Genomic DNA, 19,150 nt, shown 5'->3' with positions numbered 1-19,150 from the left:
CCTTACAAAAATCTTATCAAAGTTATTATTTTATTTAAATTACTGGCGGCGTTCAAATCGTCGACGTAAAAAAACCGCAGAAATATTCATGATCGCTAGAAAAATCATTAAGACAATAATAGCCCCCGATGTCTTTTCAACAAAAGCGCGCTCTGCTTCACCCGCCCACATAAAAATTTGAACAGGCAAAGCTGTTGCTGGATCCATGGGAGTCATAGGAGTATTAACAACAAAAGCAACCATTCCAATCAAAAGCAAAGGTGCTGTTTCACCCAAAGCCTGAGCGACTCCAATAATCGTACCAGTCAAAATACCAGGCGCCGCTAAAGGAACAACATGATGAAAAATCATTTGTGTTTTTGATGCCCCCAATCCTAAAGCTGCCGCACGAATAGAAAGAGGAACAGCACGCAAAGCAGAACGTGTTGCAATAATGATCGTAGGAAGAGTCATGAGCGCTAAAACAAGACCACCAACAAAAGAGGCTGAACGTGGTAATCCTAAAAAATTAACAAAAACTGCAAGTCCTAAAAGACCAAAGACAATCGAAGGAACAGCAGCAAGGTTATTGATATTAACCTCAATAAAATCTGTAAATTTATTTTTGCGTGCATATTCTTCTAGATAAAGAGCCGTTGCTATGCCTATCGGCAGTGAAACCAATAAAACGATGCCGATCATATAAAGAGAACCAATGATCCCAACAGCTAATCCCGCAGTCTCAGGGCGGCTTGAAGCGCCAAATGTAAAAAAACCAATATTAAATGCTTTATAAAGCGTACCATCATGCGCTAAACGCTTTATCCATTCTACTTGTCGATTAGAAACTTTGCGATTTTTTTCTGCTACATGCAGATCAATCTGCCCCTTATAAGCAGAATCAATATCCGCGGCTGCCAAAACTTTGATTTTTTGCTTTGTGCCAATCAGTTTTGGATTTTTTGTCACCATTTCACGCAGTTGAACACGCACACCACTTGAAAACATACGGTTAATGTCCCGCAGAGAGGTGTGATCATTTTGATTGACTTCAAGTTTTTTTGCTAAAGCATTGCGTACAAGAAGCGGATAATTCGCTGTTATGAGAACTTGTGGTTTTGTTTGACGTTGACCACTTGGATCAATAACCTTTTCATCTAAATAAATCGATAATGTCATTTCACTTTGAAAAAAAGCTGTATAGCCTTGACTCATGATCGACCATAAAAGCGCAAATAAAAAAAACAAACCAATAAAAATAGCAATCAAACCATAGGCACGAAAACGACGTTCAGCTCTATAGCGACGCTTAAGGCTAATATTGCGACGAGGAAAAAAATCTTCTTTCATTCATATTGTTCCCGATATCTACGCACAATATAAAGAGCTAGAATATTCATCAAGAGTGTCATCACAAAGAGTGTCATTCCCAAAGCAAAAGCCACCAAAGTTTGTGGAGAATTAAACTCAAAATCACCGGTCAATTGATTAACAATCTTAACCGTCATGGTGGTCATTGCTTCAAAAGGATTGAGTGTTAAGTTTGCTGCAACGCCTGCCGCCAAAACCACAATCATTGTTTCCCCAATTGCACGTGATGCCGTCAACAAAATAGCCCCCATAATCCCTGGAAGTGCTGCGGGTATAACGACTTTTTTAATTGTTTCAGATTGCGTTGCACCTAAACCATAAGAACCTTCACGTAAAATGCGTGGAACAGCCGTAATAATATCATCCGACAAAGAAGAAACAAAAGGAATCAACATAATTCCCATCACAACGCCAGCAGTCAAAACACTTTGTGCCATAATAAAACCACCCCCACCTGAAAGAGAAACAGACAGATCTCGTAAAAATGGTCCAACAACCTTTAAAGCAAAAAAACCATAAACAATGGTTGGAATGCCAGCAAGAACTTCTAATAATGGTTTTACAATTGCTCGCAATCGCGCAGAAGCATATTCGGCCATATAAAGAGCTGAAAATAGGCCTATAGGTACAGCAAAAAGCATGGCGACAAAGGCAATATAAAGCGTACCAGCAAGGAGCGGTATTAAACCAAATTGTCCAGCTTCATCGCTTGCACCACTCACGGAAAAACGCGGATCCCAAACCGTTCCTAAAAAGAAATTTGAAAAGGATACTGACTGAAAAAAGCTTATTGTCTGAAAGAACAGAGACAATGCAATGGCTATTGTCGTCAAGACTGCAACGATAGAAGCACAAGCCAATCCAATAATAATTAAAGATTCAACTTTATTGCGCGCACGTTGATGAGGCGCAATTTGTATTATTCCACAGATAAAACCAAAGGAGGCAATAGCAAAAAGGAAACCATGACCAATAAATTGAAGCTTTTCAGAAGAAAGCATCCATGACCGCGCTATTTTGAACACATCATCCGATACTTCATGAGACAACATCAATCCTTTTGCAAGTAATTGTGTCTGCACTTCCTTATAAGAAGCGGTGGATAGATCCCCTTCAAAGCGATGCATCATTTTGACGAGATTTCGAAGAATCTCCCAAACTAGATCATGATTGACAGGTTCTGTTATATGCGTACTATACACCCCAAACTCTCGAGAGGCATTATATTCTAAATAAATTGTACTCCCAGCATCCCACAAAATTAAAAAAATAAAAGCTGGAATAACAGTAATCAAAAAAGTCCACCAGCCATAATAATACGCACGAGAATGCATCTTATGTTGTTTGTATTCAAAAGTACGTGCTCGCATGTAAGAAATACAAAAGCCACAAAATCCAAAAAGAAATAACAAAAAAACAATGAAGGAAATGCGCATTTTATCTTTCAGTTTTTATAAAAAATAGCACCGAAAACTCTTAATTCTGGAACGGCGATAAATTATTTCAACATCATGACTCGACCAGCAGAAAAATCAGAACGCTGTGCTTGGCGTTCCTTTTCAGGAGCAACAATCAAACCATATTCAGCTAAAGGGCTATCTGGACCAATCATTTGTTCAGAAAGGAAAAAATCAACATACTCTCGCAAACCTGGAACAATATCTAAATGTGCTTTCTTAATATAGAAAAAAAGTGGACGAGAAACTGGATATTGTCCACTAGAAATTGTCTCAACTGTTGGCGCAAAACCATTAATATCGGCAACCTTTAACCTATCAGCATTATTTTGATAAAAAGACAAACCAAAAATACCAATCCCTGTTTTATTCGATGTTAGACGCGCAAATGTTTCAGAATAATCACCATCAATATCAACCGCTTTTCCATCCTTACGGACCGCAATACAAGCAGCGTGTATTTCCTTATCATCCATCCCTAACACCTTCATCACCTCAACGGCACCACTCTCTTTACAGCCCACAGCAAGTAATTTTTCCTCAAAAACTTCACGTGTTCCATGCTTCTCTCCAGGAATATAGGCTGCTATCGTCCAATCAGGAAGGGCACTATTGACGGCACTCCATTTTAAAACATGATTGGGCTGCAACTTCCCGTCTATAATAACGCGAGCTGCAAGGGCTTTATAAACATCTATCGGTTGTAATTTCCAATCAGGACCTTTAATATCTGTTGCAAAAACAATGCCATCATACCCAATGCGTATTTGCTCAATATCTTTCACACCAGCCTCAAAACAAGACTGTAATTCACTCGATTTCATTGCCCGCGAAGCATTCACAATATCAACGGTGTTCTCCCCAATACCACGGCAAAATTCCTTAATTCCCGCTCCTGTTCCACCCGATTCGATAACAGGAACCTTAAAATGGGGATAAATTTCTCCAAAGGTCTCAGCAACAATCTTTTGATAAGGTAAAACTGTAGATGAACCAGTAATCTGTATTTGATCACGCGCATTGCCTATATTTGCTGACAGCAGTAACGCAAAAACCAACCCCACTCCAATTGATAAGACTCTGCTCATCTATAAACTCCCTAAAAATCGAGGATAAAGCCTCTTAATTTATATTATACGCTCATTCTAGTTCACATTTGCAACATAACAAATATAAAAAACAACATGGATCATTTTTTTAACAAAAACCATGATTGAATCCTGTATAAATTAATTTGAACGTTTGAACTCAACAACATCCCAAAACAGATGTGCAATATCTGTACCGCAGAAGTGTTTAATTTCACGAATTCCCGTAGGAGACGTTACATTGATTTCTGTTATATAATCTCCAATCACATCAATCCCCACAAAAAGAAGACCACGTTCCTTTAAGGCTGGACCAATGCGTTCACAAATTTCATAATCACGTTTTGTTAACGCAACATTTTCCGCACGACCTCCAACATGCATGTTAGAACGCACATCTGTTTTTGTCGGAATTCGATTAATGGCTCCAACAGGCGTACCATCAAGCAAAATAATCCGTTTATCTCCTTTTCGTACAGCCTCTAAATAACGCTGAACAATAAAAGGTTCGCGATAAATGTCTGCAAACATTTCCAACAACGATGCTAAATTGCGATCATCTTGTTTTAAATAAAAAACACCAGCGCCCCCATTCCCATAAAGTGGTTTCACAATAATATCGCCAAATGTCTCTCTAAAAGCAGTTATTTCTTCAATATCTTTGGTAATTAACGTTTCAGGCATCAAATCAGAAAATTCTGTTACAAAAATTTTCTCTGGACTGTTGCGGACCCATACCGGATCATTCACAACAAGTGTTTGCGGATGAATACGTTCTAATAAATGTGTCGTGGTGATATAATTGAGATCAAAAGGCGGATCTTGGCGCAAAAGAACCACATCCATATCTCTTAATTCCGTACGAACAGGCTTTCCTAACTGATAGTGGTTTCCCTCTTCATCACGGACAATCAATGACTCTAGCCGTGCAATCACATAATCATCGCACAGAGATAAACGATCTGGTGTATAATGAAAGAGAGAGTGTCCACGTTCTTGCGCTGCTAAAGCGAGAGCAAATGTCGTATCTCCTTGAATCCGAACGGTTGAAATATGATCCATCTGAATAGCAATTTTCATCAATAAATCCTCCCTATCCTAAAAGCAGACTGGTCTATGCTCCATAAACTTAGTAAACAATAAAATAATGATGACAAGAGAAATTTCATGACACAAGAAACAGATACAAAATTCAATAACGAAGAAATCGAACGCTATGCACGTCACATCATTTTGCCTGAGATTGGTGGTGCGGGACAACAAAAGCTCAAACAAGCGCGTGTTCTTGTTGTGGGTGCTGGTGGTCTTGGAGCACCTGTCTTAACTTATTTGGCTGCCGCAGGTGTTGGAACTCTTGGAATTGTCGATAACGACACCGTTTCACTTTCCAATTTACAACGCCAAGTTATTCATAAAACCAATGCAATCAACCAAAGCAAAACAGACAGTGCTGAAACCACGATAAAAGCTATAAATCCCCATGTTATGGTTGAAAAACACACCCTACGCTTAGATAAAAGTAATGTGGATAAACTGCTCAATGCCTATCATATCATTGTTGATGGAAGTGATAACTTTACCACACGCTATCTTCTTGCTGATCACGCAGCCCAATGCAAAAAGCCTTTAATAAGCGGCGCTGTAGAACGTTTTAATGGCTCATTAACCGTCCTTATGCCGTATAAAGACAATAACCCTCACTATCGCGATTTATTCCCCACCCCTCCTGCTCCCGACACGATCCCAACATGTGCTGAAGCTGGAATCATCGGTGCTTTACCCGGCGTTATTGGAACCCTACAAGCAATGGAAGCCATTAAAATAATCACAAACATCGGAGACCCACTCGTAGGAAAGATCCTTCTCTATAATGGCTTATTAGCGCAATTTCATGTTATTACCTATAAACGATCAAATTCCAGAGAAAATACCATTGCTCTTAAAAAGCCCAGAAAAACATGATGTTATCCCTACTCATTTTTAAGACGCTCGTGATATGTCTTGAACAATCGATTGTCTCTGTCCATAAGAAAAACACATGGGGATCGATGTCTATAGAAGAATTAAATAAAACCTCATGGAGAGCTTTAACCACACAATGATTTATTGCATTCAAAAGCAGAAAGCTGTCGTTCATGAATGGATAATCCTTCGGTGATAATTTCACAGATAAGCATATGTGGAAAAAGTGAAGCAAACGGATCTTGAAAACCAATCTGCAAATGACAACGTAAAGAGCACATTTCTTAAAAGATCTTTTTAAAACAAGCAGATGAATCGGTAACGTTAAGTGTATTCTGTTTTACGTGAGAGGCGTTTTCCCTATCAAAATATCAATAAGAGCTCTTGCAATAAAACCTTGAAACTAAAATCATAACCAAAAAAACTAATCATCCTTCTTTCTAAAATGAACCATCTATTATGGTATAAGTTAGTTTGGCTCATTTACTTTATCATTATCCGTTGGTATGGGAACAGGATGATCGGATAAACTGCGTAAATAAAGCAAAAGATCAGCACGATCTTGGTCATTTTTAATTCCACGGAAAGACATAGTAGTCCCAGGGAATGCTTTACGTGGAGAATGCAGATAACGATCTAACGTTACGAAATCCCATTTTTGATCAGAATGTGCGCGCAACGCCCGTGAATAGGCAAAACCTGCTGCTGACGCCAAAGGACGATTGACAATTTCCCAAAGAACTGGACCAACACGCCCTGCTTGATTACGCCCAGAAGTATGGCATATGGCACATTGACGAAAAATTTTACGTCCATTTTCAAAATTGCCTTGTTGAAGGCGGCTATTGAGTGATATGGTAACGTCAGATTCTTTTTGTTTTTCTTTAAATGTATCATTCTTGGTAACTGCGTGGTGATTTTGGGCTGATGGAGAATGATCGTAAATGATATCACTCACTGTGGAAATTCCCACAACAATAACCAGCACACATAAACACGCACAAATAAAATAGATAACTTTCGAGCGATTCATAAAAACTCAAATGTTCACGGTTTCATTACCATTTATAGTATAGGCTTTTTCTTTGTAACACACAACATCATAAAATGCATCACAGACGACATTTGGAACCTTGTAATGGCTCTTGAACCGATTATTCTTATTCCTGCCCGTATAGGATCAACCCGCCTTCCCCAAAAAGCTCTCGCTGAAATCGGTGGAAAGCCGATGATTGTTCATGTCGCAGAACAAGCCAAAAAAGCAGCAATAGGGCGTACAATCGTTGCAACAGATCACAATGATATTGCCAAAGTTGTTGCAGAATATGGGCATGAATATCTCATAACACGAAGTGATCATAAGTCTGGATCTGATCGTATTTATGAAGCTTTAATGCGTATTGATCCTGAGCAACGCTACAATGCTATTTTAAATATACAAGGGGACCTCCCAACGATCATGCCACATGAAATCATCAGTGCACTACACCCTTTAGAAAATAGCTTTACTGATATCGCAACCTTGGGGGCTCAAATCATTGAGGAAGATGAAAAAAGAGATCCCAATATTGTCAAAATCATTGGAACACCGCTTTCTCAAAATCGCATTCGTGCTCTTTATTTTACGCGCGCCACAGCTCCTTATGGAGAGGGTCCTCTTTATCATCATATTGGAATATACGCTTATCGTCGTGAAGCACTTGAGAAATTTGTATCATTCAAACCCTCTACACTCGAGATGCGTGAAAAACTTGAACAATTACGGGCTTTAGAGCATAATATGCGTATCGATGTGGAAATAGTCGATACGATTCCTTTAAGTGTAGACACACAACGTGATCTTGATAGAGTACGTAAGATTTTAGCATGAAAACACTCAAAAAAAACAATAAAATCTCTTTCCAAGGAGAATATGGTGCTAATTCCCATATTGCTTGCTCCAATATGTTCCCCAATATGGATGCTGTACCCTCTGCTACTTTTGAAGACGCTCTTAATTTGGTGGAAAATGGGAAAGCTGATCTTGCTATGATCCCTATTGAAAATACTCTTGCTGGACGTGTTGCAGATATTCATCATCTTTTACCACAATCATCACTTTATATTATTGATGAATATTTTTTGCCTATCCATTTTCAACTCATGGTTTTGCCCGGCGTTACCCATGACGAAATTAAAACCGTCCACAGTCATATACATGCCCTTGCACAATGTCGAAAAATCATACGAAAAAATGGTTGGAAACCTGTTGTTTCTGCTGACACCGCTGGAGCTGCAAAATTTATTAAAAAAAGCGCTCAACGTTCACAAGCAGCCTTAGCCCCTCTGATCGCAGCAGAAATCTACGGGCTTGATATTCTTGAAAGAGATGTTGAAGATAACGCTCATAATATTACCCGTTTTGTCATCCTTTCACGATCCAAACGATATATCCCCAAACCTACAAATGGTGAAAAAATTATCACCAGTCTGCTTTTTCGAGTGCGCAATGTCCCCGCTGCTCTCTATAAGGCTATGGGAGGATTTGCAACAAATGGTATCAATATGACAAAATTAGAAAGCTATCAAATTGGTGGAAACTTCAATGCAACACAATTCTTTGTTGACATTGAAGGACATCCTGAAGATCCCATGATGAAACTTGCCTTAGAAGAGTTGTCTTTCTTTTCCGCCGAATTGCGTATTATCGGTACTTATCCAGCACAAAACGATCGAACATCGCATATATAAAAGCAACGAAACCATCGTCATTTTTCACTGATACCGAAGGACATCCTAAAAATCCTATAATGCAATGTGTTTTGGAAAAACTCGTTTTTTATGCTAAACGCACTTCATTATAAAGCTAACACAGAAAAAGAGTAATAACATCCGATAACGGAATATATAAATTGCTTCGATAATAGTTTTGATAAATTACATTATAATAAACAGCAGTTCAACGCGTACCAAAGACCTCTGTGAAAAAAAACAATCACCAAAAATGAAAGTACTTGTACCATCCATTTTTCTTCATATAAAAAAGATTTTGAAGAAAATATATTATTTCCTCTAGCCGTTTATCCCAATAAAGATAACGAACTTCTAAATTAGCTCATAAAAACAATTTAACTTATCATTAGAGTATATTAAGATAACAGCTCTTTAAATCTCTTGAATTTAGATAATTTTCAACATGCTTTTTATAAAGCTAGGAAATGTTGTTTAACCCTGTTTTTTTGAATTACGTTTGAATTTTCCCATTTATAAAAATTGATTTATGATTCATTTTGTTAAAAAAGGAGAAGATAATGCAAAAAATCTTCATGCAAGGATTATTAACTGCAAATATTCTCGCCTACTCTAGTGTTGCGTTTGCTGGATTTGGCGAAAGAGAATGGAATTTTGAGCCCAATGAAACTGTTACAATTGGTATACACAATGAAATACAGCAAGGTGCTGAATATGGGTGCGAAGCATTTAAACCTCAAAAAGTATCCTTTACTTTATCATACTCATCTCCTTCTGACATCAACAAACTACACATTGCTGCAGATAATGAAAAGAAAATAACACATGATAAAGAACATAAGATCTTTACGCTCAAAGATGTAAAATCCCTTGATATAGGTTTCCCTGGATCAGGATATTATACTTTTAAAAATATTACTAAAGAAAGGGTTATTGGTCTAGATTGTGATGCAGGGGATTTTTAATAATATTTTCAACAATATCTTAGCGTTGCGTAGATGTATAAAAAGACTTAAAGTAAGCTTTTTTCGAAATCGGGCATTATAAATCATTAACGCTCGGTTTTTGAGAAATTGAGCTTTGTGCTTATGGAATAAAAACTGTATCATAAAATTAAACCGTCAAGAAAAACAAATTTCAAAAAGACTGAAGATTGAATAACTTTTGTAAATTGTGAAATTGTTTATTATATTTTCATTATCAGAATAACTGGTTTATATGAGACTATTGTATCTGCCTGCGCCATTGAAGCCTCTCAAAATTGCTACACGCTATATCGTATATAAACAGAAAAATAAAAAGGCTTTGTTCATGGCAAATCAGTGGAGGAGTTATTGCTGAAAATTTAAATCTCCATTACTTTTTGTTGCCTATAATACAAGAATGAAGCTCAAAGGAAAAATTCCTATGTTTGTGTTATATTTTTTGTTTCTGAGCTTGATTTTTCATTCCAAATGGACAATATGGACTTGGGAGGTTGGTGGTGGACGAACTACTCGCCAACTGGGTCAGGTCTGGAAAGAAGCAGCCCCAACGAGTTTTGGTACGGGTCATCGTGCCAGCCTCCTATTTTACTGAAGGGATTATTTTTATGCTATGTTTTAGCAAGGTATTTAATCTTCAGAGCAGCATTTGTATGCAGCATGTAAAGGGATTTGATTATTTTTAAGAAAATGATCCCATAAAAAATACATTGATTGAGAAAAAATCCTTTTATATGAGAGTACAGTGTTGACCTATGCTTTGTGTATGATCAAAATGTACGCATAAAGAACTTCAAAGTTGGAAACATTCATGGAAAATGTACCGGCAGAAACAGCCTATCGTGTTCTTGCTCGTAAATATCGACCTCAAAACTTTTCTGACCTCATTGGTCAAGAAGCTATGGTGCGTACTCTCACCAATGCCTTTGAAAAAGGTCGTATTGCGCAAGCGTGGATGTTAACAGGGATTCGTGGTGTAGGTAAAACTACAACAGCACGTATTTTGGCACGTGCACTCAATTATAAAACAAAAGATATTGATCAACCAACAACGGTCTTGGACTCTCTTGGTGAACATTGCACACAAATTATCGAAGGGCGCCATATTGACGTTATAGAAATGGATGCCGCTTCTCATACCGGCATTGACGATATTCGTGAAATTATTGAACAAATACGCTATCGTCCTGTTTCTGCGCGCTATAAGGTTTATATTATCGATGAAGTCCATATGCTCTCAACGCAAGCCTTTAATGGTTTGTTGAAAACGCTTGAAGAACCACCATCCCATGTAAAATTTATTTTTGCCACAACAGAAATTCGCAAAGTTCCCATTACAATTCTCTCACGTTGCCAACGTTTTGATTTGCGACGAATTGAATCAAAAGCTTTGAGTGCGCATTTGCGCAAAATTGCGAAATATGAAAAGGTCGAAGTAGAAGATCAAGCACTCTCTATGATTGTTCGTGCTGCAGAAGGCTCTGCACGTGATGCATTATCCATTTTTGATCAAGCGATTGCCCATAGCAATGGCAATGTTAATGCCGCTGCCGTGCGTACAATGTTAGGATTAGCGGATCAAGCACGTATTATTGATCTCTTTGAATTTATCATGAAGGGCGATGTTGTCCATGCTTTACATGAATTACGTAGTCAATATGATGCAGGCGCTGATCCTCTGACGATATTAACAGAATTAGCCGATTTTAATCATCTGGTCACACGTTTACGTTTCACACCAGAAATAATGGAAGATTTCTCACTAACTGAAGAGCAACGTTTAAGAAGCTTAAACTTTTCAAAAAAACTTTCCGTTCCTGTTCTATCCCGAAACTGGCAAATGTTACTCAAAGGCTTACAAGAAGTTAATCAAACTGCACGCCCACTGCAAGCAACAGAAATGCTTTTAATTCGTCTTGCACACACAGCTGATCTCCCCACTCTTGATGAAGCCTTAAAAAAACTTACGCAGGAAAAAACACCTCTCACGTTTGTTTCAAACTCTTCTCATCAAGAATCGATAAATGCAAATAATACAACAAAAGAAACAACAATTGATGGCCATGCTTCCTCAAGCGTTTCACATACATTACCAAATCAGACAGATTTAAAAACATCCTCGAAAAACCCATTAGACCACTCCTTAAAACCAGAAAATTTTGTTAAAAATCAATCTTCTGATAACACCAACGCCCAAGAAGTAACAGAAACTCTTGAAACTTCTCTATCGACTAAACTTTCTGAAAAGAGTGCAAATGTATCGCAGTCTGTCACGCAAACAACAGAAGAGATTACTGAACCTAAAACTCTCGTGATTCATTCTTTACACGATATTGTTAAATTAGCCGAACAACATAATGATGTACCTTTCAAACTCCTTGTTAAAGAGTTTGTTCATCCTGTTTCTTTTGAAAATGGACGTATTACTTTAAGACTTTCTGAAAATACCCCACAATTTCTTGCTCATGATATCGAAAAAAAAATCTCTCAATGGGCTAAAAAACGCTATGTGATAACTTTTGTTAATGAAGGCGGCGGTCCAACCTTACAGGAAGAAAGCGTCGCGATTCAAAAGACTCTTTTTTCCAATGCAGAGACAGATCCGGATATCGCAAAAATCCTCAACCATTTTCCAGAAGCAAAAATTGTCGATATTCGACTTAATCGAGAAGAAAATGATCTTGATTTACCCCCCGATACCTTTAAAAATACTGATCTCTTTGAAAATGAAAACAATAGCAATGATGAATAAGGATACCTATTCCTATGCGTGAAATGATGAGTATGATGAAAAAAGCCAAAGAAATGCAAGAGAAGATGCAGAAAATTCAGGAGGAAATGGCTAACCTGCAAGCTACCGGCACTGCAGGAGGTGATCTCGTCAGGATCACTTTAAATGGCAAAAATATTATAATAGCCATTCAAATTGATCCTTCATTACTCAAACCTGAGGAAGCTGAAATTCTTGAAGATCTCATTATGGCGGCTTATAATGAAGCAAAGACAAAAATTGACAACGCACTAGAAGAAAAAACCAAAAGTATGACGGCAGGGCTACCGCTCCCGTCAGGCTTCAGACTTCCATTTTAATAAAACGGTTTTTTCCCCACGAGACAAAATATATGTCTAAATACATTGCAGGCCCTGAGATTGAGCGTCTCATTCAGATTTTAGCACGGTTGCCAGGTCTTGGACCACGTTCAGCGCGTCGTGCTGCGCTTCATCTTATTAAAAAAAAGGAAACTTTGCTGGAGCCTTTAGGGGCAGCAATACAAACAGCGATAGAAAAAGTCGGCATTTGTTCTGTTTGTGGCAATGTCGATACTATTGATCCTTGTTCAATTTGTACAGATCCGCGACGTGATGATACAACGATCATTGTTGTTGAGGATATTGCTGATCTGTGGGCTCTTGAACGTGCAAAAACTCTCGCCGCACGTTATCATGTATTGGGTGGACGCCTCTCCCCTTTAGATGGAATAGGTCCTGACGAACTCAACATTGCCACCTTAATACAACGTGTTGTACAAAATCCAATCACGGAGATTATTCTTGCTGTCAATGCGACTGTCGAAGGACAAACAACTGCTCATTACATCACCGATCAACTTTCCAATTTTTCAGTAAAAATTACGCGACTTGCTCATGGTGTTCCTGTAGGAGGCGAGCTTGATTATCTTGATGATGGAACTTTAGCAGCGGCTGTACAAGCAAGAACAAATCTTTAAAACTTTTTACTTTGAACCTTTAGCTCTTTAATGATGGGGGAATCTTCAAATGCTAAAGAAAAACCTCTCTCTTTTAAACAACTTTGGTCCTGGTATTTTAGTATGTTTACTCATATCAGCTTTGGCGTATGGTTTAGAAGTCGTAGAAAAAAAGCTTTTTGGGCAAGCATGGCTTGAAAGTCTTGTTTTAGCAATTCTCTTAGGATCTATTACCCGTAGTTGTTTTATGATGCCAACCTATTTTCAAAAAGGTATAACTTTTTGTGCCAAAACACTTCTTGAAGTTGCTATTATCCTTCTAGGAGCAAGCATTCGTATTCATGCCGTTCTTTCCACTGGTTGGAATTTACTTGCAAGCATTGTATTCTTTATATTTGTAACCATTATTCTCAGCTTTATCATCGGGCGAATTTTCGGACTTTCTAAACATTTGGCAATGCTCGTTGCGTGCGGAAATGCTATTTGTGGAAACTCAGCCATTGTTGCCGTTGCCCCTGTCATTAAAGCAAAACACGAAGAGATTGCTGCATCAATTGCTTTTACAGCTCTTTTGGGGATCCTTATTATTTTATGTCTCCCTTTTGCACATCCGCTTCTAAATTTATCCTTTAACCAATATGGTGTGCTTGCCGGGATGGTTGTTTATGCTGTACCACAAGTTTTGGCAGCTACCGCATCTGTCTCTTTTGCCAGTGTTCAAATTGCAACCGTTGTTAAATTGGTACGCGTTCTCATGTTAGGCCCTCTTATTTTTGCCCTGTCACTCATCTATCGTCGATCAGAACAAATACACTTTCGTTGGCATACTCTTGTTCCATGGTTTATTATTGGTTTTATGATGATGATGTTGGTCCGCTCGAGTAATCTTATCCCCGAAACAGCTCTCAATCCGATCAAATTTATTGCTCAATTGCTCACAGTCATTTCAATGGCCGCATTAGGATTAGGTGTTGATATTCGTTCATTAAAAAAAGCAGGATGGCGCGTTATTTTATCTTCGACTTGCTCTATAATTATTCTCGGTATTTGTAGCCTTATCATGATACAATTGAATGATTTAAATCATATAACACTTTGAAATATTCTTGTTTCTTTTTTCAACGGAACATGCGATAAACTCAGACAGTTGCCAACATTATTAAAACAGCTCTTTCATTTAAATAATCCTTTCTTAAATGATTTTATCCATACACTAACTCTACTTATGATATGTAAGAAAATGATTTTGATTTATGGGGTTAAATTGAACATAAAAATAAATTATCATTATAAAACAATTTATTGATAACCAAAACAAATAAGGATCAAATCAACATTTCGTCTTATTCCATAAAAAGATATCGTTGCTTATTGGCACTAGCAACTTTCATACAAATGAACTATACAACGATAAAAAAGAGTAAAAATACTGTAGATTTTTTTCTATCATTTTATTCAATTAAAATATTTTTATGCTTATTCTTGCTATCGATACTGCGTCAATTTATTGTGCTGTTGCACTCATTCATCATAAGTCTGTTATTGCGCGTATCGATGAGCGCATGAATAAAGGACATGCTGAAAGACTTATTGGGCAGATTACACAAATAATGACGCAAGCCAATATAACGCTTGATCAAGTTGAGCGTATTGCTGTCAATGTTGGTCCTGGATCATTTACTGGTGTGCGTGTTGGTGTTGCCACGGCACGCGCTTTGGCATTAGCACTTGAGATACCAGCTGTGGGAGTGAGTGCACTTGAAGCTTTAGCCGCACAAGTCACAACCCGTAAAGCTAATGCATCAGCAATTACTGTTGTCATTGAAGCGGGGAGAGAGATGTTCTACCGTCAAGATTTCCATAATGATCTCACTCCTTTGGGAAAACCGAAATTACAAAAAATTGAACATATCCTCGACGATTTGCCCCAAAAAACCCAACTGACTGGCCCAGCGACTGATATCATTATGCAACATATTAAAAACCATAAAATAAACGAAAAAATTGTCTTAGAAAAAATCCCTTGCGAAGCAGCGGATATTGTAAACTATGCTTACCTTGCTGCAAACAAACAACCAAAAAATTCGCCTCGCCCCCTCTATCTACGCAGCGCTGATGCAAAACAACAAACCAATTTTGCTTTACCACGAAAAAAATAATGTTTAAACTTTCATTGACAAAAAAGCATTTTGGAATTGCTCCACTACACGTTAAGGATAGTGCTGCTCTTCACCAAATTCATCAACGTTGTTTTACCCCTGCTTGGGAAAAAAAAGCTTTTGATACCTTTTTAACAGACCACTCTATCTTCGGATACAAAGTCTTTCTTATTAATCAATCTGATCAAATTTTAGGCTTTTGCCTATGCCGTCTCATTCTTGATGAAGCAGAAATCATCACAATTGCTGTCCAGCCTCATTATCGTCAACAAGGAATTGCTACCCTACTTATTGATCATACAATTCGCCATCTTCACGATAAGTGCGTTATAAAATTATTTTTGGAAGTAGAATCCACAAATCTTTCTGCTTTAACCCTTTATCAACGCTTTAAATTTCAAAAAATTTCTGAACGTCTGGCCTACTACCCGTCAAAAAATGGTCGCGGTGATGCAATTATCATGCAAAAAACTTTTAAGCAAAGAGATTGAGATTTATATAAAAAACATTTAGACAAGCACTATGAATAAAGTAAATCCTAAAAATACATCTCCTGCTACTCCTAAAAAGGTTTTTATCAAAACCTATGGGTGTCAAATGAATGTTTATGATAGCCAGCGGATGACTGATAGTCTCAGTGCGCAAGGCTATGTGACAACACAAACGCCTGATGATGCCGATCTTATTCTTGTCAATACCTGTCATATTCGTGAAAAAGCAGCAGAAAAGCTTTATTCTGATCTTGGTCGTTTACGTGTTATGCGTCAAGAGCGAACACCTGATAAACCCTTAACCGTTGGTGTAACTGGTTGTGTTGCACAAGCGGAGGGAAGTGAAATCTTGCGTCGCGCTCCAACAGTGGATCTCGTGATTGGTCCGCAAATGTATCATCGCTTGCCAGAATTGTTAGAAAAAGCCAAACAAGGTAAAAAAATTATCGAAACAGATTATGCTGTTGAAGATAAATTTGCTCATTTGCCGCCTCATAATAAACGTGCAGTAAGAAAACGGGGTGTTAGCGCATTTTTAACAGTACAGGAAGGGTGCGATAAATTTTGCACTTTTTGTGTTGTACCCTATACACGGGGTGCTGAAATATCGCGCTCCGTCGAGCAAATTACTGAAGAAGCCCGTCAACTCATTGAAGCGGGTGTTAAAGAAATTACGCTGCTTGGACAAAATGTTAATGGTTGGCATGGACAAAGTGCAGATGGCAAAACCTGGCGTCTTGGTGATCTTCTTTATCATCTTGCAAAACTGGATGGTTTAAAGCGTTTGCGTTACACAACCAGCCACCCACGTGATATGGATGATAGCCTTATTGCTGCGCATCGAGATCTTGATATGTTAATGCCTTACTTGCATCTTCCTGTTCAATCAGGCTCAGATCGCATCTTAAAAGCAATGAACCGCCAACATAAAAGCTCTTATTATCTTCATATTATCGAAAAAATTCGGGCTGCACGGCCAGATATTGCCTTTTCAGGTGATTTTATTGTAGGATTTCCAGGAGAAACAGATGAAGACTTTGAAGAAACCATTAAGCTCATTCAACAAGTACAATATAGTTCAGCTTATTCTTTTAAATATTCTCCCCGTCCTGGAACAGTGGGAGCTACAATGAAAAATCATGTTGATGAAGCTGTCAAAGATGCCCGACTTCAACATTTACAAGTTCTCCTCCTTGAACAGCAAAATACATTTTTGCGTTCTAAAATTGGTCAAAAAACGGATATTCTTATCGAAAAACCTGGACGTCACTCAGGACAAATGGTGGGACGTTCCCCTTGGCTTTTACCTGTTGTTGTGGATACAGATGCTTCTACAGGCTGTGTGGTAACAACGCATATTAAAAATGTAAGCTCAAATAGTTTTGTCGGTGAAGTGACAAATAGATAAATAGGCCTCTACCATCTTGTTCACAATAAAGATTTTGGAAAACTCTTTTATTTTCAAAGGAAAATGATTACATCTAAGACATGAATTTTTATGAAAGAAAATTTGCCTTTTATAAAGTTTACTCAAAAAAATGTGTAATATTGATGTCGATATGGAGAATAAGCTGAAAGCTTCAACTGAAAAAATAAACGCTGACATTGAGAAAATTGATCCCTTGGAACAAGCAAGCGCTTTAAATACGAGCCAAGTTGTTTTGATTTTTGAAAATAATCAATATGCAAAAGTGGTTTTTGGTAAATTTGACGAAAATCTTGCTTATATCGAAAAAAAACTCAAACTGAGTATTCATCCGCGTGGGAATGAAATCTTAATCCATGGAAATATTTCTGTTATAAAGCGCGCGCAATATGTATTGCAGCAGCTTTATGAGCGTGCCAAAACACATCAAGAGCTCACTTTATCAGATATAAAAGGAGCGATTGCTATGGCGAATATACCACAGAAGCAGAAAAAAGACACAATAACACACAAATCTGCAACGAAACGTATACCAGCACGGTTGAGTACCCATAAAAAAATAATTCATGCAAGGACTCCAACACAAGATGCTTACATACGCGCTATGGAGCATACTGAACTTGTGTTTGGTGTAGGACCAGCAGGAACAGGAAAAACGTATCTTGCTGTTGCTCATGCTGCAATGCTTCTAGAACGTGGTATCATTGAACGTATTATTCTCTCACGTCCTGCTGTTGAAGCTGGAGAACATCTGGGATTTCTTCCTGGTGATCTTAAAGAAAAAGTCGACCCTTATTTACGCCCCCTTTATGATGCTCTTTATGATATGATGCCGGCTGAAAAAATAGAACGTATTTTAGCTTCTGGTGTCATAGAAATTGCTCCTCTTGCCTTTATGCGCGGGCGAACACTTGCCCATGCCGCTGTTATTCTTGATGAAGCACAAAATACCACGCCTATGCAAATGAAGATGTTCCTCACGCGTCTTGGAGAAGGAACACGTATGATTGTTACCGGGGATGTAAGCCAAATTGATTTGCCTATAGGGCAAAAATCAGGTCTTATTGAAGCAATCCGCATTCTTTCAAATGTAGAAAATATTGCCATTGTGCGCTTTGATGAAAAAGATGTTGTACGCCACCCTCTTGTTGCTGCTATCGTTCATGCCTACGATCGTGATTCTGAAATACAAAATAAAAAAAAATCACGCGCATGCAATACATTAAAAAATGAATTTGATTCATCATGATTACTATTGATATAATGACTAAAAGCGCAGGGTGGAATGATGAGAAAATGCTTTATAATATCACCGAAGAAGCATTAATGGCGGTGATGCATCATGTTTCATTGGAAAATGTTGTAAGCGAGATTAGCCTGCTTTTTACGGATGATGAACATATGGCACAAATCAATGCACAATGGCGGGGTAAAAACAAATCTACTAATGTATTATCCTTTCCGGCGTTCCCAATTAAAGCTGGAAGTTCTCCTGGTCCCATGCTGGGTGATATTATTATTGCGCGAGAAACTGTTGTGCTCGAAGCAGAAAAACAAGGAAAAACATTTCAAGACCATTTAACGCATATGATCGTTCATGGTACCTTGCATCTGCTTGGTTATGACCATGAAACCGATGATGAAGCCCATCAAATGGAAATGCTCGAAAGAGAAATTCTTCAAAAGCTCTCCATCAAAGATCCTTACGCTGAGTTATCTATAAATGATAAAATTTAACTTTTAAAATCAATATGACGAGCATACCATTTAAAGCCTTTCATTTACCTATCATAAAAA

The 19,150-nt window shown here is 38.0% G+C and carries 18 protein-coding genes and 1 other RNA gene; 14 read left to right on the top strand and 5 right to left on the bottom strand.

From position 1 onward, the window contains the following. Positions 1–39 precede the first annotated feature (39 nt). The 4 genes from pstA to gshB form a co-directional block, all read right to left on the bottom strand. Positions 40–1,329, bottom strand: a complete 1,290-nt coding sequence (gene pstA / locus NNJ73_RS04170; protein ID WP_254492847.1) for a phosphate ABC transporter permease PstA — start codon at positions 1,327–1,329, stop codon at positions 40–42. Then, on the bottom strand, positions 1,326–2,786 hold the full coding sequence (pstC, locus tag NNJ73_RS04165) for a phosphate ABC transporter permease subunit PstC (RefSeq protein ID WP_254492846.1): 1,461 nt from the start codon (positions 2,784–2,786) through the stop codon (positions 1,326–1,328). The genes pstA and pstC overlap by 4 nt, the downstream gene beginning before the upstream one ends. 62 nt (positions 2,787–2,848) lie before the next feature. After that, positions 2,849–3,895 carry a PstS family phosphate ABC transporter substrate-binding protein gene (locus tag NNJ73_RS04160; RefSeq protein WP_254492845.1) on the bottom strand — a complete coding sequence of 349 codons (1,047 nt, stop codon included), beginning with the start codon at positions 3,893–3,895 and terminating at the stop codon, positions 2,849–2,851. A 141-nt stretch (positions 3,896–4,036) separates the two neighbouring features. Beyond that, the gene (gene gshB / locus NNJ73_RS04155; protein WP_254492844.1) at positions 4,037–4,975 is read right to left on the bottom strand and encodes a glutathione synthase; all 939 of its coding nucleotides are present in this window, start codon (positions 4,973–4,975) and stop codon (positions 4,037–4,039) included. 87 nt (positions 4,976–5,062) lie between these two features. On the opposite strand from gshB, the gene NNJ73_RS04150 reads away from it, so the two are divergent. Next, the gene (locus NNJ73_RS04150; RefSeq protein ID WP_254492843.1) at positions 5,063–5,857 is read left to right on the top strand and encodes a molybdopterin-synthase adenylyltransferase MoeB; all 795 of its coding nucleotides are present in this window, start codon (positions 5,063–5,065) and stop codon (positions 5,855–5,857) included. A gap of 469 nt (positions 5,858–6,326) precedes the next feature. Here the strand turns inward: NNJ73_RS04150 and NNJ73_RS04145 are convergent, their stop codons facing one another. Further along, positions 6,327–6,890 carry a cytochrome c family protein gene (locus NNJ73_RS04145; protein ID WP_254492842.1) on the bottom strand — a complete coding sequence of 188 codons (564 nt, stop codon included), beginning with the start codon at positions 6,888–6,890 and terminating at the stop codon, positions 6,327–6,329. Positions 6,891–6,995: 105 nt separating this feature from the next. Here NNJ73_RS04145 and NNJ73_RS04140 point away from each other — a divergent pair, with 105 nt between their 5' ends. The 13 genes from NNJ73_RS04140 to ybeY all read left to right on the top strand — a co-directional run bounded on the left by NNJ73_RS04140 (position 6,996) and on the right by ybeY (position 19,090). Next, entirely contained in the window at positions 6,996–7,727 is a 732-nt protein-coding gene (locus NNJ73_RS04140; protein WP_254492841.1) for a 3-deoxy-manno-octulosonate cytidylyltransferase, read from the top strand. After that, entirely contained in the window at positions 7,724–8,587 is an 864-nt protein-coding gene (locus NNJ73_RS04135) for a prephenate dehydratase (protein WP_254492840.1), read from the top strand. The genes NNJ73_RS04140 and NNJ73_RS04135 overlap by 4 nt, the downstream gene beginning before the upstream one ends. A gap of 560 nt (positions 8,588–9,147) precedes the next feature. Beyond that, positions 9,148–9,552: a hypothetical protein gene (locus NNJ73_RS04130; protein WP_254492839.1), complete on the top strand. Its 405-nt coding sequence runs from the start codon at positions 9,148–9,150 to the stop codon at positions 9,550–9,552. Positions 9,553–10,059: 507 nt separating this feature from the next. Continuing rightward, positions 10,060–10,157: signal recognition particle sRNA small type (ffs, locus tag NNJ73_RS04125), an RNA gene on the top strand. Between the two features lie 224 nt (positions 10,158–10,381). Then, a complete protein-coding gene (locus NNJ73_RS04120; protein ID WP_254492838.1) occupies positions 10,382–12,322 on the top strand; it encodes a DNA polymerase III subunit gamma/tau in 1,941 nt (646 codons plus the stop codon). Positions 12,323–12,336: 14 nt separating this feature from the next. Then, positions 12,337–12,660 carry a YbaB/EbfC family nucleoid-associated protein gene (locus tag NNJ73_RS04115; protein ID WP_254492837.1) on the top strand — a complete coding sequence of 108 codons (324 nt, stop codon included), beginning with the start codon at positions 12,337–12,339 and terminating at the stop codon, positions 12,658–12,660. Positions 12,661–12,692: 32 nt separating this feature from the next. Next, the gene (recR, locus tag NNJ73_RS04110; RefSeq protein WP_005774121.1) at positions 12,693–13,298 is read left to right on the top strand and encodes a recombination mediator RecR; all 606 of its coding nucleotides are present in this window, start codon (positions 12,693–12,695) and stop codon (positions 13,296–13,298) included. Between the two features lie 49 nt (positions 13,299–13,347). Next, a complete protein-coding gene (locus NNJ73_RS04105; RefSeq protein WP_254492836.1) occupies positions 13,348–14,376 on the top strand; it encodes a YeiH family protein in 1,029 nt (342 codons plus the stop codon). A gap of 373 nt (positions 14,377–14,749) precedes the next feature. Beyond that, positions 14,750–15,436, top strand: a complete 687-nt coding sequence (gene tsaB, locus NNJ73_RS04100) for a tRNA (adenosine(37)-N6)-threonylcarbamoyltransferase complex dimerization subunit type 1 TsaB (RefSeq protein ID WP_254492835.1) — start codon at positions 14,750–14,752, stop codon at positions 15,434–15,436. Next, positions 15,436–15,927 carry a ribosomal protein S18-alanine N-acetyltransferase gene (gene rimI / locus NNJ73_RS04095; RefSeq protein WP_254492834.1) on the top strand — a complete coding sequence of 164 codons (492 nt, stop codon included), beginning with the start codon at positions 15,436–15,438 and terminating at the stop codon, positions 15,925–15,927. Before tsaB ends, rimI begins: the two co-directional genes overlap by 1 nt. A gap of 31 nt (positions 15,928–15,958) precedes the next feature. Further along, complete coding sequence (gene miaB, locus NNJ73_RS04090) at positions 15,959–17,335, top strand: tRNA (N6-isopentenyl adenosine(37)-C2)-methylthiotransferase MiaB (protein ID WP_254492833.1); 1,377 nt, start codon at positions 15,959–15,961, stop codon at positions 17,333–17,335. Positions 17,336–17,465: 130 nt separating this feature from the next. Continuing rightward, the gene (locus tag NNJ73_RS04085; protein WP_254492832.1) at positions 17,466–18,602 is read left to right on the top strand and encodes a PhoH family protein; all 1,137 of its coding nucleotides are present in this window, start codon (positions 17,466–17,468) and stop codon (positions 18,600–18,602) included. Then, positions 18,599–19,090 (top strand): rRNA maturation RNase YbeY, encoded by a 492-nt coding sequence (gene ybeY / locus NNJ73_RS04080; protein ID WP_254492831.1) that lies wholly within the window; start codon positions 18,599–18,601, stop codon positions 19,088–19,090. The genes NNJ73_RS04085 and ybeY overlap by 4 nt, the downstream gene beginning before the upstream one ends. The last annotated feature ends 60 nt before the right edge of the window (positions 19,091–19,150 follow it).

Origin of the sequence: Bartonella sp. B1099, from assembly GCF_944801835.1 — a bacterium.
Classification (GTDB): domain Bacteria; phylum Pseudomonadota; class Alphaproteobacteria; order Rhizobiales; family Rhizobiaceae; genus Bartonella.
The sequence above is the reverse complement of the archived record's forward strand: the minus strand, read 5'-3'. Positions and strand labels throughout refer to the sequence as shown.